The following is a 23489-nucleotide window of genomic DNA, read 5'->3' as shown; positions in this document are numbered from 1 at the left end:
TTAGGGAGTCGCTACTGTGCGAAAGCAATCTTAGGAAAAGCTTAAGGTGTAACAGGTCGTTACATCTTCTCGACATATGGCTCTACGCGAGCCACGGCCATAACGGCATGATGGCGCCCCGTCCTGCCCCAATCCATTGCCCGGAACCTCTTATGCGTCTGCTTCTGGTGGAAGATGATCGTGCCATCGGCCAAGGCATCAAAGTCGCCTTGAACACCGAGGGCTATACGCTTGACTGGATCGAGGACGGGCTCAGCGCCCTGCATGCCCTGCGCAGCGAACGCTTCGACCTGTTGCTGCTGGACCTCGGTCTGCCACGTCTGGACGGCTTCGACCTGCTGCGCCAGTTGCGCGCCGAACAGCAATCGCTGCCGGTGTTGATCCTGACCGCACGTGACGGTACACAGGACCGCATCGCCGGGCTGGATGCCGGTGCGGACGATTATCTGATCAAGCCTTTCGACGTAAACGAACTCAAAGCCCGGGTGCGCGCCCTGCTGCGCCGCAGTCAGGGACGGGCGCAACCCTTGCTGGAACACGCTGGCATCAGCCTGGACCCGGCCTCGCAACAGGTCAGCTTTCAGGGCAACGAAGTCCCCATGACGCCCATGGAGTACCAGTTGCTGCACCAGTTGATGATCCGCCCAGGCAAGGTGGTCACCCGCGAGCGCTTGTCCACCACGCTGTACGGCTGGCAGGAGAAGGTCGAAAGCAACACGCTGGAAGTGCTGATCCACAACCTGCGCAAGAAACTGTCCACTGACCTGATCCGCACCGTTCGCGGCGTCGGTTACCTGCTGGAGCTCAAGGCATGACCTCGGTACGCGCACGAATCCTTGGCCCGGTATTGCTGCTGTTGCTGCTGGGCGATCTGATCATCGGCCTGCTGGTGCTGCGCGACAGTCATCACGAAATCGAAGAGGTCTACGACGCCCAGTTGGCGCAGAGTGCCCGCCTGCTGCAAGGCGTGCTGCGACAGCGTGTCGAGGACGAACAGGATCTGAGCAAGCTGTATGAAGCGTTCGATGAAGCCATGAGCCGGGTCGGCACCAGCGGCGTGGCGCATCCTTACGAAACCCGCCTGACCTTTCAGGTCTGGCGCACTTCGGGAGAGTTGCTGGTGCGCTCTGCCGAAGCCCCGGTGCTCACTGAGCCGCCAAGAGAAGAAGGCTCCCACGATCTGGTGGAGAATGGTCGTGAGTGGTGTGGCTTCCTGCTGGCCGATCCGCAGCAGGGTTTCATTATCTGGGTCGGCGAGCGCGACGATGTGCGTCAGGGCCTGATTCAGATCATTGTCAGCCATACCGTCTGGCCCACCGTGATTGGTGTTCCGCTGCTGATCCTGTCCATCTGGCTGGTCATCGGCTGGGGCCTGAGCCCGCTGCAATCCATGGCGCAGGTGATCCGCAAGCGCGATGCAGATAGCCTGGAGCCTCTGGCGCTGTCGCCCTTGCCCAAGGAGCTGGAGCCCATGCAGAACGCGCTCAATCGCCTGCTGACCCAGATCGATAATCTGCTGGAACGCGAGCGACGCTTCATTGCCGATGCCGCCCATGAGTTGCGCACGCCCTTGACTGTTTTGCGCATCCACGCACAGAACGCCCGTCAGGCTGAGATCCCCGAGCAGCGTCTGGAAGCACTGGACTTTCTGGTCAGCGGCGTCGACCGGGCCGCCCGTATCGCCAGTCAGCTGCTGACCATGGCCCGGCTTGAACCGCACTTGAGCCCGGAGCAGTTGAAGACCTTCGAGCTCAATACGCTGGTGCAGGAAGAAATGGCCGAACTCACGCCGCTGGCGCTGGAGAAACGGGTGGAGCTGGTGCTGGAAGCCGAAGAGGTGTGCGTGATCCACAGCGATCCGGGCGCCATCACCATCGCCTTGCAGAACCTGCTGACCAACGCCCTCAACTTCGCCCCTGCCGCCAGCGAAATCCGGGTGGTGTTGCAGCGTCAGGACGATGGCAGCGCCCGTTTATGTGTCGAAGATGCAGGCCCCGGCATCGATGAACAGCACAAGGCACGTCTGCTGGAGCGTTTCTACAGCCAGGGCAACAGCAATGGCGCGGGATTGGGGCTGGCGATTGTCGACATGATCGTGCGCAAGTTGCAAAGCAGCCTGCATCTGCACAATTCTCCCCAGGGTGGGTTGCGGGCGGAGTTGCGGCTTAACAGTGCTCCGATCAGTCAAGGTCAATGAATAACTTTGTGGGAGGGGCCTTGGCCGCGACAGTCAGTTTCAGGCGCTGAAAATGTGTTGCCTGTTCACTGGGTCGTCGCGGCCAAGGCCCCTCCAACAAGTCACAGGTATGCCTCATGAGCAAACCCGATCAAACCCCAGCCGCATACGCCCCTGTCACCGTCTTGCGTCGCACCAGGGCAATCAACAGAATCGTCCCGGCAACCGCGGCTGTCATCAGGGTTTCATAGCGGTAGTTGGGGCTGATGAGCATGTAGCCCAGCACCAGAGTGATCAGCCCGATCACCAGCCAGGTCAGCCAGGGGAACAGCCACATCTTGAAGGCCGGCTCCTGCCCTTCCCTCTCCAGCTTTGTGCGCATCCGCAACTGGGAAACGGCAATCACCAGATACACCAGCAGCGCAATGGCGCCCGTGGTGGACAGCAGGAAGCCGAACACCTTGCCTGGAAAGGCGTAGTTCACAAAGCAACCGACAAAACCTGCCAGGGTGGAAGCGATCACCGCCACGGTCGGCACACCACTGCCGGAAACCCGCTTGATCTGTACCGGAGCTTCGCCGCGTGCGCCCAGGGAATACAGCATCCGCGAAGCCGTGTAGAGGCCGGAGTTCATGCAACTGGTGACCGCCACGAACACCACGATATCCACCACCATCTTGGCGCCCGGCACATTGATGATTTCCAGCGCTCGCTGGAATGAACCCACTTGCAGCAGGCGCGGATCGTTCCAGGCCACCAGCGAGACAATGAAGAAGATCGAGAAGATGTAGAAAATCGCGATGCGGTACACCACAAGATTGGTGGCCCTGCGAATCTTCTCTTTGGGGTTGGCCGTTTCGTCGGCGGCGATGGTGACGATTTCTGCGCCGAAAAACGAAAAGATCGTGATCAGTACCCCGCCCAGTACCGCGCCGAATCCGTTGGGCATGAAGCCGCCGTTCTGCCAGATCTGCGAGACGCCGGAGGTTTCGGCCAGTGGCCAGAAGCCCAGTACGGCCAGGGTGCAGACACCGATGAACGCCAGAATCGCAATCACCTTCACCAGCGCGAACCAGTACTCGAACTCACCGAAATTCTTCACGCTCACCAGGTTGGTACACGACAGCGTGATCATGATCAGGAAGGCGAACAGCCAGGACGGCACCGAGGGCATCCAGGCGTGCAGGATGTCGGCACCGGCAATGGCTTCGACCGGAATGATCAGCACCCAGAACCACCAGTAAAGCCAGCCGATGGTAAACCCGGCCCACGGCCCGATGGCCTGCCCGGCATAAGTCGAGAACGAACCGCTGTTGGGATTGGCAATCGCCATTTCACCCAGCATGCGCATCACCAGCAATACCAGCAGGCCGGCAATACCGTAGGAAATCAGAATCGCAGGCCCTGCCGTGGCGATGGCCTTGGATGAGCCGATGAACAGGCCGGCACCGATGATGCCCGCAATGGAAATCATCGAAACCTGCCGGGATGTCAGCCCGTGTTTCAGGGAACGGTGCTCGTTCTTTTTATGGGAAACCATGTTCTACCCTCAACGTTGAGGTTGCACAGGACGGCCCACGAAGAAGCAGCCCGACGACGCAACCTGTTTTTGAATAAGCATTTTTGTTGGCGCAGTGTTGTCACTGCTTTTATGGGCTTACTTTCAAACGGAATTCAGATAGACCGGATGCCGAAAGACCGCCACGGCAAAGCCGGGCGAGGTATGAAACTTGCCATGTGTATTTCCTTGAGTCGATTTCGTACGGCAGCAGAAATTGAACGAGAACTTTTGTTGTATGGCGTTTTATTCGGTGTAGAAAATCAGAGTACGACCCGCAAACATTGCCCCGCGTGATACAGCGTAAAACCGGCATCGTAGGCGAGTGTGCGCAATGAACTGCCCGTGACCGCCTTGCTCTTCGAGAAGCTCACCGGCAGAGCCTTGGCATCGTTGCTCAGCAGGTAATCCGCAAAGCACTTGCCCACCAGCGTTCCGGTCGTCACGCCACGGCCATTGAAACCGGTAGCGGCCAACAGACCGGGAGCCGGCTCGAACAGACGTAGCAGGTGGTCTGGCGTAAAGCCGATACGGCCTGTCCAGGTGCTTTCCCACTCGACCTTGCCCAGTTGCGGGAAGTAGTGCTGCTGGATGCGGTCAGCCCACTGGCGGATAAACCACAGCGGATAATTGCCCGCATTGCCCAGGCTGCCCAACACCAGACGCCCGTGCGCATCGCGGCGAATACTGCTCAACACCTTGCGGGTATCCCAGGAACCCTGCCCGCCGTGAAGAATGCCTTCCTGCTCGGGACCGGTGAGCGGCTGCGAGGCCACCTGATAGTAGTAACCGGCAAAGATATGACTCTTCACATCGGTCCATTCGCCTTCGGTGTAGGCATTGGAAGCGATGATGACTTTTTCGGCCCGCACACTGCCCTGACCGGTGCTGACCTTCCAGCCATCGTCCGTGCGCTGCAGCCCGGTTACCGGGGAGTCGCCAAAGATCATCCCGCCCCGCGCAACCACACTGCTCGCCATACCGGCGACATAGGCCATGGGGTTGACGGTACCGGCCCGATAATCCAGCAGCGCACCGGCTATTTTGGTGGTCCCGCAGGCATCTTCGCAGGCCTTGCCGGTCAGCAGTTCGACATTGGCGCCACGGCGTTGCCATTGCTCGGCGCGGCTGCGCAGGTCAGCCAGGCCACTGGCGTTGTGCGCCATGTGCAGGGTGCCAGTACGGGTGTCCTGACAATCGATCCTGTATTTGTCGATGGTGGAAAACACCAGAGCCGGTGCCGCACCCAATGCGCCATTGAGGCGATTGGCCTCGGCGCTGCCCAGGACTTTTTCCAGATCGTCCGGCGCCACCCAGGTCCCGGCGTTGACCAGCCCCACGTTGCGACCCGAACCACCGTGGCCCACCTGATGGGCCTCGACGATGCACACCGACTTGCCGCCCTCGATCAATTGAAGGGCGGCGGACAGGCCGGTATAACCGCCACCGATCACGCAAACGTCAGCCGTTCGCTCACCGCTCAATGGCAGATGGCTGGGCCGTTGCGGCGTCAGTTGCTCCCACAGGCACTCTTGACGAAATTGCGTCATTGCAACACTCCAGCCCCATGAAGTTTCAGGCTCGCCAGGCGAGCCTGATGCCCTGTCTGTCAGTCGAACACGATGCCCTGGGCCAGCGGCAGTTCGCGGGAATAGTTGACGGTATTGGTCTGACGACGCATGTAGGCCTTCCAGGAATCGGAACCGGACTCACGCCCGCCACCGGTTTCCTTCTCGCCGCCAAATGCCCCGCCGATCTCTGCACCGCTGGTGCCGATGTTGACGTTGGCAATGCCGCAGTCACTGCCCGCCGCGCTCTGGAAAGCCTCGGCTTCACGAAGGTCGGTGGTGAAAATGCAGGACGACAGGCCTTGTGGCACTTCGTTGTTGAGGCGCAGTGCTTCCTCGAACTCGTCGTAGGCCAGCACGTAGAGAATTGGCGCGAAGGTTTCGTGACGCACGACATCGCTCTGGGCCGGCATCTCGGCAATGGCTGGAGTCACGTAGTAGCCATTGGGGTATTTGTCCTGCAACTGGCGCTCGCCGCCGAAGACCTGGCCGCCCTCATCACGGGCCTTGCCCAGCGCATCCTGCATGGCTGCAAAAGCCTGCTTGTCGATCAGCGGACCGATCAGGTTGCCTGCACGCGGGTCGCCGACACGCACCTTGGCGTAGGCCGCTTTCACACGCGCAACCACTTCGTCCTTGATGGAGCGATGCACGATCAGGCGACGCAGCGTGGTGCAGCGCTGACCGGCAGTACCGACTGCGCTGAACAGGATGCCGCGCACGGCCAGATCCAGATCGGCGCTCGGGGCCAGGATCATGGCGTTGTTGCCGCCCAGTTCCAGAATGCTGCGACCGAAACGAGCCGCTACACGCGGACCCACTTCACGGCCCATGCGGGTGCTGCCGGTGGCGCTCACCAGCGGCACACGCGGGTCATCGACCAGCGCTTCACCGGCTTCACGGTCACCGATGACCAGTTGCGCCAGACCTTCAGGCGCATCACCGAAGATTTTCAGGGCTTTATCAAACAAAGCCTGGCTGGCCAGAGCGGTCAACGGGGTTTTCTCGGAAGGTTTCCAGATCACCGGGTTGCCGCACACCAGCGCCAGCGTGGTGTTCCAGGCCCAGACCGCCACCGGGAAGTTGAAGGCGCTGATAACGCCCACCACGCCCAGCGGATGCCAGGTTTCACGCATGTGGTGGCCTGGACGTTCGGAAGCGATGGTCAGACCGTACAACTGACGGGAAAGGCCGACAGCGAAGTCGCAGATGTCGATCATTTCCTGCACTTCACCCAGACCTTCCTGGGTGATCTTGCCGGCTTCGATGGACACCAGTTCGCCCAGCGCAGCTTTGTGTTCGCGCAGCACTTCACCAAAGATGCGCACCAGCTCGCCACGACGTGGTGCCGGAACCGTGCGCCATTTCAGAAACGCGTTGTGGGCGCGGTCGATGCGGGCCACGACCTGCGCCTTGCCTTCCAGGCTGACGGAGGCAATCTGGCTGCCATCGATTGGGGTGTAGACGGGGTAGTCCCCTTCTGTGTAAGCACTTTTCGCTACGCCCAGGCTTTCTAACAAATTGGCAACCACATTGATTCTCCTGCAGATGACACTGGTTGAAATCATTGATGTGGATCAGTATTGACCCGCAACAGTCCTTGTCACAAACGACCATTTAGAAAAACATGATTCCGTTTTGGAATGAACCACCCCGCACGTCAACAGGAAACCGTGAATGTCCAAGCGTTTGATGCCCTCAACGACCGCCTTGCAGTGTTTCGAAGCCTCGGCCCGTCACTTGAGCTTCACTCGCGCTGCCCAGGAATTGCACCTCACCCAGAGCGCCGTGAGCAAACAGGTCGCGCAACTGGAAGAGATGCTCTGCCACCCGCTGTTCCAGCGTATCCGCCGCCGTCTGCACCTGACGCCGGCGGGCGAGTTGTACATGGCCGAGGTGAACAAGATCCTCATTCAGGTCGACATGTCGAGCCGCTACATCCTGACCTATGGCGGCGAAACAGAGGTACTGAAAATCGCCACCCAGCCGACGTTCGGCGACCGCTGGCTGGTGCCCAATCTCAAGGGGTTCGGCAGCCAGAACCCCGGCATTCATCTGGATATCCGCAGCGAGCTGGAACCCTTCGATCTGGTCAGGGCCAAGGCCGATGTGGCGTTCTTTTTCGGTCAGGGCACCTGGCCCGGCGCCACCTGTATCGAGCTGTTCAAGGAGGAAGTGGTGCCGGTGTGTGCGCCGGACCTGCTGGCCCACGGCGACATCCCCAGCGCCCAGGCCCTGACCGGCCATACCCTGCTGCAATGCACCTCCCGCCCGGAGGCCTGGCATGAATGGTTTCTGGAGCAGAACCTGCACTCGCAAAACAGCTATCACGGCCCGCGTTTCGACACGTTCTATATGTGCATCCGGGCTGCACAGGCCGGTTGCGGCATAGCCCTGATTCCGCGCTATCTGGTCAGCGAGGAACTGGCCGAAGGCAAGCTGGTGATTGCCTGGGACCACCCGATGCAGAGCGATGGCTCGCACTTTCTGGCACATGCCGAGCATGCGGCTCAGGTTCCCAAGGTCAAGGCGTTCGTGGAGTGGATAAAAGAGCGGGTACAAGCCTAATGTCGATCAGTCAAGGTCAATGAATCACTTTGTGGGAGGCAGCTTGCTGGCGACTTTGGCATACAGACGCAGAATATCTGCCAGTTTCAAGGCCCTCTCGCCAGCAAGCTGCCTCCCACAGGTTTTGTTTGTGCCTTAACTGATCGGCATTAGGGTACAAGCCCGACATTCAGAATTATTGGAATGACTCGACGATTTTATTTCGTTTGCGGGGCATGTCCGTTGTTCGTTTAGATAGACCCAACGTTCAACACAGCAGGATGCCTCCATGTCTTCGCCGAACACCTTCTCCAGAACCCGTCGTGATTCGTTGCCGGAGCGTTTCCAGTGAGCAACGAAAATATCAGCGCGTCCATTTCATTCGTTCACCCTGTCACCCTTTCCCACGGCAAGAACGCCGAAGTCTGGGACACGACCGGCAAGCGTTATATCGACTTTGTGGGCGGCATTGGCGTGCTGAATCTGGGCCACTGCAACCCGCTGGTGGTCAAGGCCATTCAGGAGCAGGCCGAAAAACTGACCCATTACGCCTTCAACGCCACGCCCCATGATCCGTATATCCAGTTCATGAACAAACTGGAGCAGTTCATGCCGGTCAGCTACCCGCTCAGCGGCATGCTGACCAACAGCGGTGCGGAAGCGGCAGAAAACGCCTTGAAGATCGTGCGCAGTGCCACCGGGCGCACGGCGGTCATTGCCTTCGATGGCGCCTTTCATGGCCGCACCCTGGCGACCCTGAACCTCAACGGCAAGGTCGCGCCCTACAAGCAGCGTATCGGCGTGTTGCCCGGCACCGTCTATCACATCCCGTATCCGAGCAAGGACACCGGCGTCACCACTGCCGAAGCGTTGAAAGCCATGGATCGTCTGTTCAGCGTCGAACTCGATGTCAGTGACGTAGCCTGCTTCATCTTCGAAGCGGTTCAGGGCGAAGGGGGGTTCCTGCCCATGGAACCCGAGTTCGCCCAGGCGCTGCGCACATTCTGTGATGAGAAAGGCATTGTGTTGATTGCCGACGAAATCCAGTCCGGATTCGGTCGTACCGGCCAGCGATTTGCCTTCAGCCGACTGGGGATCGAGCCGGACCTGATTCTGCTCGGCAAAAGCATCGCAGGCGGCATACCGCTGGGCGCGGTGGTGGGACGCAAGCACTTGCTCGACACCCTGCCCAAAGGCGGTCTGGGCGGCACCTATTCCGGCAACCCCATCGCCTGCGCAGCCGGGCTGGCGTCGCTGGCACAAATGAGCGATGAAAACCTGTCGCAATGGGGCGAAACCCAGGAAAACATCATCGTCAGCCGCTACCGTGCCTGGCAGGAGCAAAAACTCTCGCCTTATCTGGGCAGGCTGACCGGTGTCGGCACCATGCGCGGCATCGAACTTGTCACTCCCGAAGGCAAACCAGGCACCACACAACTTGCCCAGTTGCTGCAACTGGCCAGGGACGCCGGGCTGCTGCTGATGCCCAGCGGCAAGTCACGGCACATCATCCGCTTGCTGGCACCGTTGACCATCGAGCCGGATGTGCTGAATGAAGGGCTGGATATTTTCGAGCGCTGTCTGGCAGCACTGGACTGAACGCCACCTGTTAACCGGAATTCGTGCGGAGAAACGATCCAGATGAACACTGCAACCTTTGCAAACCGTGATGAGATTCGAGCCAGCTTTTCCCGCGCCATGTCGCAGATGTACAAGACCGAAGTGCCGCTCTACGGCACCTTGATGGAGCTGGTGTCCGAGGTCAACGACAGTGTCATGAACCACCAGCCCCGTGTGCTGGAAAGCCTGAAACAGACCGGTGAAATCCAGCGCCTGGACATGGAGCGCCATGGCGCGATCCGGGTCGGCACCGCGCTGGAACTGGCGACCCTCGCCCGCCTGTTCGCGGTGATGGGCATGGAGCCGGTGGGTTATTACGACCTGACGCCTGCCGGTGTGCCGGTTCACTCCACGGCGTTTCGTGCGGTACACGAACAGTCGTTGCAGATCAGCCCGTTCCGGGTCTTCACCTCGCTGCTGCGCCTTGAACTGATCGAAAACGATGAACTGCGCACCTTTGCCGCAGAAGTGCTGACCAAACGGATGATCTTCACGCCCAGGACATTGGCGCTGATTGAAAAGCACGAGCAGCAAGGCGGCTTGAGCGAGTCGGACGCGAGTGAGTTCGTGCAGCAAGCACTGGAAACCTTCCGCTGGCACAACAGTGCCACGGTTTCGTTGCAGGACTACAAACGGCTCAATGCCCAGCATCGTCTGATTGCCGATGTCGTGGCCTTCAGAGGCCCGCATATCAACCACCTGACCCCGCGCACTCTGGACATCGACGCCGTCCAGGCCGGCATGCCCGGCAAAGGCATAACACCCAAGGCCGTGGTGGAAGGCCCACCCCGTCGCCAGTGCCCGATCCTGCTGCGCCAGACCAGCTTCAAGGCGCTGGAAGAAGCCATCACCTTCAGCGGGGAATCAGGCAGCCATTCGGCCCGCTTCGGTGAAATCGAACAACGCGGCGCAGCGCTCACTCCCAAAGGCCGGGCGCTGTACGACCAGTTGCTGAATGCTGCCCGTGATGAACTGGGCGAATTCCCCAACGAAGCCAACGCTGTGCGTTATGCGCAACTGCTGGAAAAAACCTTCCAGGCCTTCCCCGACAGCTATCAGGCAATGCGCGATCAGGATCTGGCCTACTTCCGCTACTTCTCAACCGGAAAAGGCGCCATCCCGCAAGGCGGTGATCTGGAGCAGTTGATAAAGGACGGCCATGTTCGCTTCGAGCCGCTGGTGTATGAAGACTTCCTGCCGGTCAGCGCGGCGGGCATCTTCCAGTCCAACCTGGGTGACGACTCGCAGTCGCATTACGCGACCAGTTCCAATCAGGACGACTTCCAGAAAGCCCTTGGCCGCCCGACCATCAATGAACTGAAACTGTATGCCGATACCCAGCGCCGGTCTCTGGAGGCGCTGGGTCTATAACGTCAAGGGACAGTCACATCCGCCTGGCCACTTTCGACCAGTGCGTTTTTGACAAAACCCTCGGCCTTCTTGCGCTCGACAAAGGCTCTGACAAACGCCGCGCCAGCCTCACGCTGGCGCGGTACGGCCATGGCCTGGCGAATGGAGGTGAATGCGCCGTCCAGTACGCGATAGCGCGCATCGCTGGCCGCGACCTTTTCCAGCGGCTGACGCACACCCGCTGCCGCCTCCAGGCCTTGTTCGATGAACAGGTCCACAGCACCTGCCGAGGTTTCCGCCCGCTCCAGCCGGGCATTTTTCAGGGTGCGGCTCAGATACAGGTCATAGGCCGCGCCCTTGCCTACTGCAATCCCGATATCCGGCTGATCAAGTTCTTCGACCGACACATAAGGCGCCTGGGCATTCACCAGATACGTGCCCTCGATAATCACATAAGGCTCACTGAACGCGACCTGCTCTTCACGCACCGGCTCGATGGCCAGGAATGCGATATTCCAGACACCTTCGGACAGTGCCGCGAAAACCTTGCCCGCCGCATCGAAGGTCACCATTTCCAGACGCACGCCCAGCTCCTGCGCCAGCGCCTTGGCCAGGGCGACCGATACACCTTGCGGCGAGCCATCCGGCGCTTGCTGGGCCAGCACGGGATTACCGAAATTGATGGCAGCGCGAAGCACACCTTGAGGTGCCAGATCATTGATTACTGCGGGGCTGATCGAACTCATCGAACTCTCCTCGAATGCTTAACGGGCTTGCTGGCTCAGGGCCTGACCTTCGTCGGCGGGCGGGTTGGTAACGCGCATCAGGATCGTCATCAGGAAACCTGCCAGCAACAGCGCAGACAGAAACAGTAACCCATTGGATGCGCTCTGGCTGTTGCCTTTGACCAGACCAATCAACGATGGACCTACAAAACCGCCCAGGTTGCCGATGGAGTTGATCACGGCGATGGAAACCGCCGCTGTCGAGCGGGTCAGGAACAGCGTCGGCAAGGCCCAGAAGGGAGACTTGAAGCTGTAGAGGCCTGACAGGCTCACACAGATCATGGCCATTGCCAGAACCGGACTCTGCAAGGCACCCGCCCCCATCAACCCCAGCGCAGCCACCAGCAACGGAATCGCCGAATGCAGCTTGCGCTCATTGCGGCGGTCGGAACTGCGCGACCAGACGATCATCGCCACCGTGGCGACGATATAAGGCAGCATCGCAATCAGGCCGATCTGTGTGTGGGTCAACGAGTCGGAAAAGCCCTTGATGATCTGCGGCATCCAGTAGCCAATCCCGAGGCTGCCGCACTGATAGACGAAGTAGATGAACGACAGGTAGAGGACCTTGGGATTGGTCATGGTCTTGTAGACGCTCAGGCTCTTCACGTTCTTGCGGCTTTGACGATCACGTTCGAGTTCGTCTGTCAGCCAGGCCTTTTCATGCGGCTTGAGCCATTTGGCCTGCTCGGGACGGTCCGTGAGGTAGAACAGGCAAGCGATGCCCAGAAAAACCGCCGGGATGCCTTCAAGGAACAGCATCCAGCGCCAGCCGCTCCAGTTGAACCAGTTCACGTTATCCATGATCCAGGTGCTCAGGGGCGCACCGATGATGTAGCTCACCGGAATCGCCGCCGTGAACAGCGCCACAGTGGTTGCCAGCTCCTTGGAGCGAAACCAGAAGGTCAGGTAAACAATGATGCCCGGAAAGAAACCCGCCTCGGCCACGCCCAGCAGAAAGCGCAGCACATAAAGCTGGTTGGCGTTCTGGGCAAAGGCCGTCAGGGCCGCAATAAAACCCCAGGTCACCAGAATGCGTGCAATCCAGACCCGGGCGCCGAACTTGTTGAGCATCACGTTGCTGGGGACTTCAAACAGGAAATAACCGATGAAGAAAATCCCCGAGATGAACCCGAATGCTTCACTGGTCAGGGCCAGTTCCTTGTTCATTTGCAGCGCCGCATAACCGATATTGGCGCGGTCCAGATACGAAACGATGTACAGCAGAAAGACAAACGGAATGATCCGCAGGGTGACTTTGCGGACGACCGCAGTTTCGTCGATTGCAGTGTTGTTATTCATGGCGACCTCACGGGATGCAGGGCCGTGCCTGCATCCATTGTTTTTATAGTGTTGCGCTTTATGCGGTAAAAACCATGCACACCGGGCTGCCGGTGGAAATCGAGAAGCCGGTCTTGCTCAACCCGCCCTTTTTCGCATCGACCGCCATCGAAATGATGGTGTCGCTGTCTTCATTGAGTGCAAACAGGAACCGCTCGTTGGGCGTCAGGGTAAAGAAACGCGGCGTCTTGCCCTCGGTCGCGACGAACTCCACCGGGCTCAGCATGCCGGTGCCTTCGTCGATGACAAAGGTGGCGACACTGTCGTAGCCACGATTGGAGGCGTAGAGAAAACGTCCGCGACGGTCGATCTGAATCTCCGATGCCCGACTGTTGCCGGTAAAGGTCGCGGGCAGCGAAGGCAGCACCTGAATGGCCTTGAGTGCGCCGTTCGAAGCATCGAAGCGGTAGGTCGTGACTGTCGAATCCAGCTCATTGATGGCATAGGCAAAAGGTGCGCCGGGATGCAACGCCACATGCCGCGGGCCAGCACCTTCGCGAGTAGTGACGAACGGCTGGTCGGCCGGGTAGAGCTTGCCGTTGTCGAAGCGAAAACTGAAGATCCGGTCCAGCCCCTTGTCCGGAACCAGCACAAAATGACCGGACGGATCGAAGGGGTTGAAGTGCGGCTTGGAGAACGGTTGCTCGACCCGATGCGGCCCCAGCGGCCCTTCGAGTTTCAGCAACTGGTTCAGTGTGCCAAGGGAGCCGTCTTCGGCCACATTCAGCACCGCCAGCGAACCGCCGATGTGGTTGGACACCACCAGAAACCGTTCGCTGGGGTCGAGCGCCAGATGCACCGGGTTCTTGCCTTCGCAGCTTTGCCGGTTGATGAACGTCAGCTTGCCTGTGGCCTTGTCGATACTGAAAGCGCTGACCTCGCTCTGGTCGCCATGCACGGTATACAGCCGGTCATTGGCGCGGTTGAGTGCCAGAAAGGACGGATTGACCAGATCTTTCAGCACCTGGACCGGCTTGAGGGTGCCGTGCTCCTGATCCACTTCATAAACCGTGATGCCTTCGCCACGGGCATTGCGTTCACGCGTGGTCCTTGACCCGACATATGCGTACATGGGGGTTGTTCTCCGGGTAGCCTTGGATGGTCTGTTCGATGTTTCAGTCGCGTCTGCACGCCCGATCGGTACCAGGGATGCGAGCATCGCAAAGCCAGCGGCGGTGCCCATTTGCCTGATAAGCGTTCGCCGGGTGAAGCCGGCTTCAGTGGGATGAATGGCAGGCGCGCAAGGGCCTGCGTCTCTGTCGTCGCTGTGCATGTTTGCCTTCCTTATTATTGTTGATTGCAAAACGTGTAATGCCGATCACATAACTTTGTGGGAGGCAGCTTGCTGGCGACGTCGGTGTTGAAAACACAGAATATCTGCCGGTTTTGAAGCCTTTTTCGCCAGCAAGCTGCCTCCCACAAATCTGGCATTCCGACCTGGGCATTCACTGCCGGGTGCGCTTGACCACCTTGCGAATCACGAACGGCAACACGCCGCCATGGGTGAGGTAGCGAACCTCCTGCAACGAGTCGAGGCGCACCGACAGCTCGACCTGACGAGGCTCTCGCCCGACATGCCGAATGCTCAGCACGACCGGGTTATCGCCCACCACCAGCTCATCGAGCCCGCTGAAATCCAGTTGCTCGGAGCCATCGAGGTGCAGGTCTTCAACCTTTTGCCCGGCCTTGAACTGCAGAGGGATCACACCCATTCCGATCAGATTGCTGCGATGAATACGCTCGATGCTGCGAGCCACCACGGCTTTGACGCCCAGCAGTGCCTGGGCCTTGGCGGCCCAGTCACGGCTTGAGCCTGCGCCGTAGTTGATCCCGGCGAAAACCACCATGGGCGTGTCGCTGTGGGCATAACTTTGAGCCGCCATGAACAGCGGCAGGCACTCGCTGTGATCTGCATTCCAGGCCCAGACACCCGGCCCTGGCTGAGCACCATCCAGCAGCAGATTCCTGACCGACGGATTGGTGAACGCGCCCCGCAACATGACTTCATGGTTGCTGCGCCGCGTGGAGTACTGATTGAGGTCCTGCGGATCCTCGCCCCGCTCCAGCAGCCATTGGCCAGCCAGGCTGGCAGCAGGAATGGCACCGGCAGGCGAGATATGGTCGGTGGTGACGTTATCGCCCAGCACCATCAGCACCCGCGCCTCACGAATGCCCAGGCTGGCCTTGGGTTCGATACCGACATCCATCAGGTATCGAGGACGACGCAGGTAGGTGGATTGCGGACTCCATGGAAACTGCACGCTCCCCTCGGCAGACAGCGCCTGCCAATGGCTCGTGCCGTCCCAGACGGTTTCCAGACGCTTGCGAAAGAACTCCGGCTTGACCACGCCCAGCGCCAGCTCTGCGACATCCGCATCACTGGGCATCAGATCCCGCAGATACACCGGCTGGCCGTTGCTTTCATACCCCAGCGGCTGGGAATCGAGATCGATATCGATCGTGCCGGCAATGGCATAAGCCACGCACAGTGCCGGCGAAGCCAGATAACCCGCTGGCACTTTCGGATTGACCCTTCCTTCGAAATTGCGATTGCCCGACAGCACCACAACGCCCTTGAGGCCTTGATCGGCAAACGCCTCGACATGCTCTTCAAGCTTGCCGGAGTTACCGATACAGGTCATGCAGCCAAAACCTGCCAGATCGAAACCCAGTGCCGAAAAATCCACCAGCAGATCGGCCTGTTGCAAGTAATCCGCGACCACTTGAGAGCCAGGTGACAGTGACGTCTTGACCCATGGCTTGCGCTTCAAGCCCAGGCTGCGCGCCTTGCGGGCCAGTAATCCGGCCTGGATCATCTGTGATGGATTGGCCGTGTTGGTGCAACTGGTAATCGCCGACAGCACCACGGCGCCATGGGTGATGGGCTCTTGAAAAGAGGGTTCGAAAAAGGACTGGGCAACAGGCCCGGCAATCAGGTCAGCACCGCCCAGCACTTCATTGCGAAAAGACGCTGCAGCGCTGGAAAGCGTCTGGCGCTGATGGGGTTGATGCGGGCCGGCAACGCTGGGCTCGATGCTCGCCAGATCCAGTTCGATCAGTTCGTCGAACTCGGGCTCGGCCAGTTCATCACGCCGCCAGAGACCTTGCGCGTTCATGTAGCTGATGATTCTGGAACGCAGCTCCGGGGAGCGGCCACTCAACGCCAGGTACGACAGCGTTTCGTCATCGAACGGGAAGAACACCACAGTCGCGCCGTACTCGGGTGCCATGTTCGAGACAGTACCGCGAGCCGCCCAGCTCAGGGTCGAAAGGCCCGGCCCGGTAAACTCGACGAACTTGCCCACCACCTTGCGCTGACGAAGGATCTGCGCGACATGCAGGGAAAGATCGGTGGCGGTGACGCCAGGGCGCAGCACGTTGCTGACGCGAATGCCGATCACCTGGGGAAAGCTGATCGGCACCGGCTCTCCGACCATCGCCGCCTGCCCTTCCAGACCGCCGACACCCCAGCCCAGCACGCCGATGGCATTGATCATCGGCGTATGGCTGTCGGTGGCGACCATATCGTCAGGGTGCAGCAGGCGCTGGCCGTCCTCGGTGCGACTTTCCCAGACCACTTGCGCCAGGGCTTCCATGTTCATCTGGTGGATGATGCCGGTGCCCGGCGGAATGACGCCAAAGTTATCGAGGCTTTTCTGCGCCCATTTGATGAAGCGATAGCGCTCGCTGTTGCGCCGGAAGTCGATGTCCAGGTTCTGCTGCACCGAATCAGGCTGTGCATAGCTTTCGACGATGACCGAGTGGTCGATGGTCAGCACCGCCGCAATGGACGGATTCATCGCCTGAGGATCACCGCCCAGTTCCGCGACGACATCGCGCATGCCAGCGAAATCGGCGAGTGCAGGCAGACAGGTGGTGTCGTGGAACATCAGGCGGTTGGGCTGAAACGGCACTTCGCAGTCAGGGCCGTGATCCACGGCTCGGGCCAGTACCGAAGGCAATGCCTCGGGGGCACAGCGAGCGACGTTTTCCAGCAGGATGCGGATCGAATAAGGCAGCTTTGCCAATTGCTCGGACGAAAGCATCTTGTGCAAGTCGACGAAAGCAAACGGCTCATGGTCGATGACCAGATGGTTGATCAGGTCGGGGGCGATCTCGGTCATACGCTTGGGCTCGGCTTTTTATAGTATTCGCGGCACTGACACCGCTATGAAGCCGATACTAGGAGCACTGCCCACGGATGAAAATTGAAGTCTCGCCAAGGCAGCGTTCGCCGATGGAGAACGCTCAGTCGGTGGCGAGCCTGAAGTTATCGATCAGGGTTTTGAGGGTCGGCGAGGCCGCTTCGTATTTTCTGAACACCAGCAACAGCGAGCGTTGCGCCCAGGCTTCGTCCAGTGTCACCGCCTTGAGTCTGTGGCTGCGCAGGTATTGTTTGATGACACTGCGCGGCAGGATCGCAACGCCAAGCCCGGCGCCCACCATCCGGCACATGCAGTCGAAGCTGCTGATGCGGATTCTGAGCCGCAGGTCCATGCCCAGCTTTTGCGCCTCGCTGGTCAGCAAGGTGTGCATGGAGCTTTCCAGGTGCGGCCCGACGAATTCGTGCCCCAGCGCTTCCTCGAAGCGCACTGACTTGCGCGTCGCCAGGACATGATCGGCAGGCACCACCAGCGTCAGTTCATCGTTGCGGTAGGGCAAGGTTTCCAGCCCCTGAGAAGCCGTCTGCGCAGCAATGATGCCAAGATCCGCTCGACCGTCTGCCACGGCACGAATCACTGCAGAACCGACCCGCTCCTCGATATCGAATTTGATCTGCGGATACAAGGCGACGAACCCGGCCACGTCGTCGGGCAGAAACTGCGAGAGCGCCGAGGTGATGGCATGAATCCGCACGTGGCCCTTGACCCCGGTGGCGTATTCCCCGAGTTCGGTATCCAGTTGGGCGAGGGTTTGCTTGAGCTGGCGCGCATAGAACAGCATCGACTGTCCCGCCGGTGTCAGCTCGACCCCTCGTGCGTTGCGCAAAAGCAAGGGCGAACCCACCTGGGCTTCCAGTTCTGTGATGCGCTTGCTGATGGCCGATACCGCCAGGTGCCTGATACGCGCAGAACGGGTCAGGTTGCGCTCTTCGGCAACAGTAATGAAAACGTCCAGGCTGGTCAGGTCGTAGCGCAATGGGGAAATCCTCGCAGAGGGGATGGGCATTAAACAGGATTTCACGGCTGTCTTCGCGTCTGCTGCAGCTCAAAACCCTACTTTCTGTGTTCTGATTAAGGCAACGATAAATAAAGTTCGCAATATTGGTGGGCAGCATGGCGCTCTGCATACTCCAGCCAAAGGTTCAAAGCAGCCTGGGCCGATATCACTCTGCGGCCTTACAAGAATATCCAGCCCCACAAGGGCTTCCATGGACGCCATGGACTTTTGAAGCTGCCCCGGGCGCCACAACGCGCCCTCCTGAAAGCACAACAACGATTGATAAGGCCTCTTAAAAGGTCATTCAGCAGGCAAGGGGATCATCATGCAACACTCACAGGCCGCAGTGGCGGGCGACAAGCAGGCTGTTTCAGCCACCGTAAAACTGTATATCTGGGCCGCGATCATCCTTATCGTCGCCGAAATGATCGGCGCCATCAGCATCCCCCTGGGCCCCGGCAAAGTCGTCTTGCTGCCCATGGTCTGGGCACTGGTGCTGGGCGCGGTAATCGGTATCGCCAGCCGCCGCATGCCAGGCACCATCGGTGTCGACCACGCCACGCAACTGCGCTCGGCGTCCATCCTGCAACCTGCCCTGCTGATTTTCATCGCCAAACTCGGTCTGGTGGTCGGCGGTTCGTTGCCGGTGGTATTCGCCTCCGGCTGGGCGTTGCTGTTCCAGGAGTTCGGCCATTTCGTCGGTACGGTGATTCTCGGCCTGCCCGTCGCGCTGATGCTGGGCATCAAGCGTGAAGCCATCGGCGCCACCTTCTCTGTCGGCCGCGAGCCGAGCCTGGCGATCATCGGTGAACGCTATGGCATGGACTCCCCTGAAGGTCGCGGCGTACTGGCCGAATACCTGACCGGCACCCTGTTCGGCGCGCTGTTCATTGCCATCGTGGCCGGTTTCATCGCCAGCCTCGGCATATTCCATCCCAACTCCCTGGCCATGGGCTCGGGCATCGGTTCGGGCAGCATGATGGCCGCTGCCGCAGGCGCCATTGCCGCTCAACAGACCCCGGAAGTCGCCAAGGAAGTCATGACGCTGGCGGCCGCCTCCAACCTGATCACTACCACCATCGGCACCTACTTCACCCTGTTCATTTCCCTGCCGCTGGCGGTCTGGGGTTATAGGGTGCTGGAGCCGCTGATCGGTCGAACCACCAAGGCTTCCATCAGCGACGAAAACATCAGCAGCAAGGACGTCTCTCTGGATGTTCCGGAGCTGAGCTGGGCCGGCAAGGTCAGTGCCTGGCTGGCAGCCGGTGCGCTGGCGCTGATCGCCAACTACGTCGGTTACAAGACCCTGTCCACCGATGCCCTCACCGGCATGGGCATCATGATCTTCTGTACCTTCGTGGGTGAAATGCTCTGCAGCCTGCTGCGTCGCAAGATCCCGGCAGTCTGCACGGTGTCGCTGGTGGCAATGTTCCTGACCTCGCCTGCCTGCCCGTTCGCAGCGGAAATCACCCGCCTGACCAGCTCGATCAACATGCTGGCGGTGATTACCCCGATGCTGGCCTTCGCCGGTCTGTCGATTGCCAAGGATCTGCCTGCGTTCCGTCGTCTGGGCTGGAGGATCGTACTGGTATCGTTCCTCGCCAACTTCGGCACATTCATAGGTGCCGTGCTGATCGCTGAACTGTTCCATTGATCCACTCGGCTGGACACTGAAAAGGGCGCGTCGATTGACGCGCCCTTTTCATTTGCCCGGTCATTTATCCGGTACGGCCTCGCTTACCAGCCAGTCATGCACCGCGCGCCTGGACGGTGTGCTCAACGCGCCTTCGCGATAGGCCAGCACGTATTTCTTCTTGGCCTTGATCGGATGCCCGAAAGGCACGATCAGCGAGCCCTGCTCCAGTTCGTCGGTGATCAGCGCCTTACGGGCAATGGCCACGCCCATGCCCATTCTCGCGGCGTCGATGGTCAGGTGATTGCGATTGAAAGTATGCCCGCGCCGCACGTCGATCCCGGCAGCACCGATAGCAGCCAGGTAGAACTCCCACTCTGCATACTCGTAGCTGCCACGCCAGGCCGTGATGTCGTGCAACAGCGGGAAATGCACCAGCTGGCTGGGCGTATCCAGAGGCGGCTTGCCTTCCAGCAGCACGGGCGAGCACACAGGGAACAGCTCTTCTTCCAGCAAAGGCGTGGTCATCAAGCCCGGATAGCTGCCGTCATTGAGATCGATGGCCAGATCGAAGTCGTCGTCGCGCAACGAGCCGCTGCTGTCTTCGGCAATGATCCGCAACTGGATATCCGGGAAAGCCTCCTGCAAGCGTGGCAAGCGCGGCATCAGCCATTTGCCGAGGAACGAAGGAATGCAGCGCAGCTTGAACACGCCGCCGATCCGCCCGGAATACAGCAGGCGCAATTCATCGCTGATACGGCTCTGCACTTCATTGGCCACCAGCGCCAGCCGCTGCCCTTCGGCGGTCAACTCAAGCCCGCGCCCGACCCGGTGAAACAGGGCAAAACCCAGACGCTCTTCGAGCTGACGCATCTGCTGGCTGATGGCACCCGGCGTCACGTGCAGCTCTTCGGCGCAACGGGTGAAAGAAAGATGTCGGGCGGCACAGGCAAAGACCTGTAACCAGGCGTGCATCTGTGCATTGAAAATTCTGCTCATTGAAGAGTTCCGCTAAAGCGTTGCATAGGAACAATCGTTTGTCGTTTGGAAGCCCTGAGCCAAATATGAGAACCATGAACAGGGAGTTCCATGACTCCCATGGAAACTCATTTGCAGGACCTCCGTGATGGCTATCAGCGTCTTCGACATGTTCAAAATCGGCATTGGCCCCTCCAGTTCACACACCGTAGGACCGATGCGGGCCGGGGCGCTGTTTGTAACCGACCTTCGCGAGCGCAACCTGTTGCATAGCGTAGAACGGATCGAAGTGCGATTGTACGGATCTCTGTCGGCCACGGGCATCGGTCACAGCAGCGATCGTGCGACTGTCATGGGTTTAATGGGCGAGTGGCCAGACCAGATCGACCCCAGCCAGGTCAATCAACGCATCGACGCCCTGCTGGAGAACGGCCAGTTGATGCTGGCCGGCGAGCGGGAGATCAAGTTCCTCTGGCAGCGCGACATGTGCCTGCTGGACGAAAGCCTGCCCTATCACCCCAACGGCATGACGCTGTGTGCCTACGGGGCGACCGGTGAGTTGCACGAGCAGACCTACTATTCGGTGGGTGGCGGTTTCGTGATCGACGCCGCGCAAGCTGCCAGCGGCGTGCTGGACAGCGATGAAACCGTGCTGCCTTATGACTTCTCCAGCGGCGCCGAATTGCTCAAGCTGTGCAAGACCCACGGTCTGAGCATTTCCGGGTTGATGATGGCCAACGAAAAGGCCTGGCGCAGCGAGGAAGAAATCCGCGCGAAGATTCTGGTCATCTGGGAAGCGATGCGTGAATGCGTGAACAAGGGCCTGAACGAAACCGGGATTCTGCCCGGTGGCCTGAAGGTCCGTCGTCGTGCCCACCGCCTGCATCAGAACCTGCAGAATCTCGATAACCCCAATGTGATAGGCTCGACCCTCAGCGCCATGGAGTGGGTCAACCTCTTCGCCCTGGCGGTGAACGAAGAAAACGCTGCCGGTGGCCGCATGGTCACTGCGCCCACCAATGGCGCAGCGGGTATCGTGCCTGCGGTGCTGCATTACTTCATGAAATTCAACCCGGCCGCCAATGACGACGACGTGGTGCGCTTCTTCCTCAGTGCCGCTGCGGTGGGCATTCTGTGCAAGAAAAACGCTTCCATCTCGGGCGCGGAAGTAGGCTGTCAGGGGGAAGTCGGATCGGCCTGCGCCATGGCGGCGGCCGGGCTTGCGGAGATTATCGGAGCCTCGCCGGAACAAGTGGAAAACGCTGCGGAAATCGGCCTGGAACACAACCTTGGCCTGACCTGCGACCCGGTCGGCGGCCTGGTTCAGGTGCCTTGCATCGAGCGCAACGCCATTGCTGCCGTGAAGGCGATCAATGCGGCACAAATGGCCATGCGTGGGGATGGCGAGCACTTCATCTCCCTGGATCACGCCATCCGCACCATGCGCGATACCGGTGCCGATATGCACGACAAGTACAAGGAAACGTCACGGGGCGGGTTGGCGGTGAATCTGGTGGAGTGCTGATTGCGCTCTGTTCGCGAATAAATTCGCTCCCACAGGTTGTTCATTCTGTGGGAGCGAATTTATTCGCGAAAGACCCGGTGAAATGATCAACTCACCGGCAGGCACTGCTCCACCAACGCCGTCCATACCGCAACGCCAGGTTCGATCACCTGATCGTTGAAGTCGTAATACGGGTTATGCAGCGCGGCGGAAGGTTTCTCGCCGTCCACACCCAGCCAGACATAAGCACCCGGACAGGCATGCAGCATGAAGGCGAAGTCTTCGGATGCCATGGACGGGTTGCAACCCCACTGCACATTGGCCTCACCCACCGCTGCAACAGCCGCACGACGAATCGTGGCCGCCGCGTCGACATGGTTCTCGGTGACCGGGTAGCCGACGTTGTAGACCAGCTCGCCACGCACACCGAAAGCCACCGGTAAACGCTCGACGAATTCGCCGATCAGTTGCTGGACCTTGTCGCGTACCGGCGTCTGCAGGCAACGCACCGTGCCGCGCAATACCGCCGTTTCCGGAATCACATTGATCGCTTCCCCGGCATTGAACTGGGTGATGCTGACCACAGCCGAATCCAGCGGTGAAAGACGACGCGACACGATGGTCTGCAACCCCAGAACCAGCTCGGCAGCCGCCACAATCGGGTCGGTGCCCTTGTCCGGCATCGCAGCGTGACTGCCTTTGCCGGTCAGGGTGATCTCGAAGGTATCCAGCGAAGCCATCATCGGACCCGGATTGATCACGACATTACCCGCCGGAACGCCCGGCCAGTTGTGCAGCCCGTAGATCGCGTCCATCGGGAACTGCTCGAACAGGCCATCCTCGATCATCCGCTGGGCACCGCCCAGATTTTCTTCGGCTGGCTGGAAGACGAAATGCACCGTGCCACGGAACTTGCGTGTTTCAGACAGGTGCCGCGCAGTCGCCAGCAGAATCGCGGTATGACCATCGTGACCGCAGGCGTGCATGCAGCCCTTGTGTACCGACTTGTGTGCGGTGTCGCCCAGTTCCTGGATCGGCAGCGCATCCATGTCAGCACGAATGCCGATCACCGGGCCATCGCCATTGCGCAGGGTACCGACGACACCCGTGCCGCCGAGGCCGCGATGGACCTCGATGCCAAAACTGGTGAGCAGATTCGCCACCTTGTCGGAGGTCTGCAGCTCCTGGAAACCCAGTTCTGGCGCCGCGTGAATCGTGCGACGCCAGACAGTCGCCTGATCGATCAGGGCTTTGGAAATCTTCATTACA

The 23489-nt window shown here is 59.9% G+C and carries 17 protein-coding genes; 7 read left to right on the top strand and 10 right to left on the bottom strand.

All coding sequences use genetic code 11. From position 1 onward, the window contains the following. Positions 1–152 precede the first annotated feature (152 nt). Positions 153–815: a response regulator gene (locus KQP88_RS06895; RefSeq protein WP_117167547.1), complete on the top strand. Its 663-nt coding sequence runs from the start codon at positions 153–155 to the stop codon at positions 813–815. Further along, complete coding sequence (locus tag KQP88_RS06890; RefSeq protein WP_216705177.1) at positions 812–2197, top strand: ATP-binding protein; 1386 nt, start codon at positions 812–814, stop codon at positions 2195–2197. The genes KQP88_RS06895 and KQP88_RS06890 overlap by 4 nt, the downstream gene beginning before the upstream one ends. Before the next feature lie 130 nt (positions 2198–2327). Here KQP88_RS06890 and KQP88_RS06885 read toward each other — a convergent pair whose 3' ends face one another. The 3 genes from KQP88_RS06885 to amaB form a co-directional block, all read right to left on the bottom strand. After that, entirely contained in the window at positions 2328–3716 is a 1389-nt protein-coding gene (locus tag KQP88_RS06885; protein ID WP_216705176.1) for an amino acid permease, read from the bottom strand. Between the two features lie 281 nt (positions 3717–3997). Next, complete coding sequence (gene amaA, locus KQP88_RS06880; RefSeq protein ID WP_216705175.1) at positions 3998–5284, bottom strand: L-pipecolate oxidase; 1287 nt, start codon at positions 5282–5284, stop codon at positions 3998–4000. Positions 5285–5343: 59 nt separating this feature from the next. Next, a complete protein-coding gene (gene amaB, locus KQP88_RS06875) occupies positions 5344–6834 on the bottom strand; it encodes an L-piperidine-6-carboxylate dehydrogenase (protein WP_216705174.1) in 1491 nt (496 codons plus the stop codon). Between the two features lie 145 nt (positions 6835–6979). Between amaB and KQP88_RS06870 the strand changes: the two genes are divergently transcribed. The 3 genes from KQP88_RS06870 to hglS all read left to right on the top strand — a co-directional run bounded on the left by KQP88_RS06870 (position 6980) and on the right by hglS (position 10840). Continuing rightward, complete coding sequence (locus KQP88_RS06870) at positions 6980–7870, top strand: LysR family transcriptional regulator (protein ID WP_200994275.1); 891 nt, start codon at positions 6980–6982, stop codon at positions 7868–7870. A gap of 327 nt (positions 7871–8197) precedes the next feature. Beyond that, a complete protein-coding gene (locus KQP88_RS06865; protein ID WP_216705173.1) occupies positions 8198–9448 on the top strand; it encodes a 2-aminoadipate transaminase in 1251 nt (416 codons plus the stop codon). Between the two features lie 42 nt (positions 9449–9490). After that, positions 9491–10840 carry a 2-oxoadipate dioxygenase/decarboxylase HglS gene (gene hglS, locus KQP88_RS06860; RefSeq protein ID WP_216705172.1) on the top strand — a complete coding sequence of 450 codons (1350 nt, stop codon included), beginning with the start codon at positions 9491–9493 and terminating at the stop codon, positions 10838–10840. 2 nt (positions 10841–10842) lie between these two features. Here hglS and KQP88_RS06855 read toward each other — a convergent pair whose 3' ends face one another. The 5 genes from KQP88_RS06855 to KQP88_RS06835 all read right to left on the bottom strand — a co-directional run bounded on the left by KQP88_RS06855 (position 10843) and on the right by KQP88_RS06835 (position 18114). After that, on the bottom strand, positions 10843–11565 hold the full coding sequence (locus KQP88_RS06855; RefSeq protein ID WP_216705171.1) for a transporter substrate-binding domain-containing protein: 723 nt from the start codon (positions 11563–11565) through the stop codon (positions 10843–10845). Positions 11566–11583: 18 nt separating this feature from the next. Next, positions 11584–12906 carry an MFS transporter gene (locus tag KQP88_RS06850; RefSeq protein ID WP_216705170.1) on the bottom strand — a complete coding sequence of 441 codons (1323 nt, stop codon included), beginning with the start codon at positions 12904–12906 and terminating at the stop codon, positions 11584–11586. A 58-nt stretch (positions 12907–12964) separates the two neighbouring features. Next, entirely contained in the window at positions 12965–14017 is a 1053-nt protein-coding gene (locus KQP88_RS06845; RefSeq protein ID WP_200994279.1) for a lactonase family protein, read from the bottom strand. Positions 14018–14390: 373 nt separating this feature from the next. Beyond that, complete coding sequence (acnA, locus tag KQP88_RS06840) at positions 14391–17069, bottom strand: aconitate hydratase AcnA (protein WP_216705169.1); 2679 nt, start codon at positions 17067–17069, stop codon at positions 14391–14393. A gap of 124 nt (positions 17070–17193) precedes the next feature. Next, positions 17194–18114 carry a LysR family transcriptional regulator gene (locus tag KQP88_RS06835; RefSeq protein WP_216705168.1) on the bottom strand — a complete coding sequence of 307 codons (921 nt, stop codon included), beginning with the start codon at positions 18112–18114 and terminating at the stop codon, positions 17194–17196. A gap of 316 nt (positions 18115–18430) precedes the next feature. Here KQP88_RS06835 and KQP88_RS06830 point away from each other — a divergent pair, with 316 nt between their 5' ends. Next, positions 18431–19759, top strand: a complete 1329-nt coding sequence (locus KQP88_RS06830; RefSeq protein ID WP_200994281.1) for a DUF3100 domain-containing protein — start codon at positions 18431–18433, stop codon at positions 19757–19759. Between the two features lie 60 nt (positions 19760–19819). Here the strand turns inward: KQP88_RS06830 and KQP88_RS06825 are convergent, their stop codons facing one another. Further along, a complete protein-coding gene (locus tag KQP88_RS06825) occupies positions 19820–20737 on the bottom strand; it encodes a LysR substrate-binding domain-containing protein (RefSeq protein WP_216705167.1) in 918 nt (305 codons plus the stop codon). 127 nt (positions 20738–20864) lie between these two features. Between KQP88_RS06825 and KQP88_RS06820 the strand changes: the two genes are divergently transcribed. Beyond that, a complete protein-coding gene (locus KQP88_RS06820; RefSeq protein ID WP_200994283.1) occupies positions 20865–22241 on the top strand; it encodes an L-serine ammonia-lyase in 1377 nt (458 codons plus the stop codon). Positions 22242–22327: 86 nt separating this feature from the next. Here KQP88_RS06820 and KQP88_RS06815 read toward each other — a convergent pair whose 3' ends face one another. Beyond that, positions 22328–23485, bottom strand: coding sequence for a M20 aminoacylase family protein (locus KQP88_RS06815; RefSeq protein WP_198728850.1), 1158 nt, complete (start codon positions 23483–23485; stop codon positions 22328–22330). Between the last annotated feature and the right edge of the window lie 4 nt (positions 23486–23489).

The organism is Pseudomonas lijiangensis, from assembly GCF_018968705.1.
In the GTDB taxonomy this organism is placed as follows: Bacteria; Pseudomonadota; Gammaproteobacteria; order Pseudomonadales; family Pseudomonadaceae; genus Aquipseudomonas; species Aquipseudomonas lijiangensis.
The sequence above is the reverse complement of the archived record's forward strand: the minus strand, read 5'-3'. Positions and strand labels throughout refer to the sequence as shown.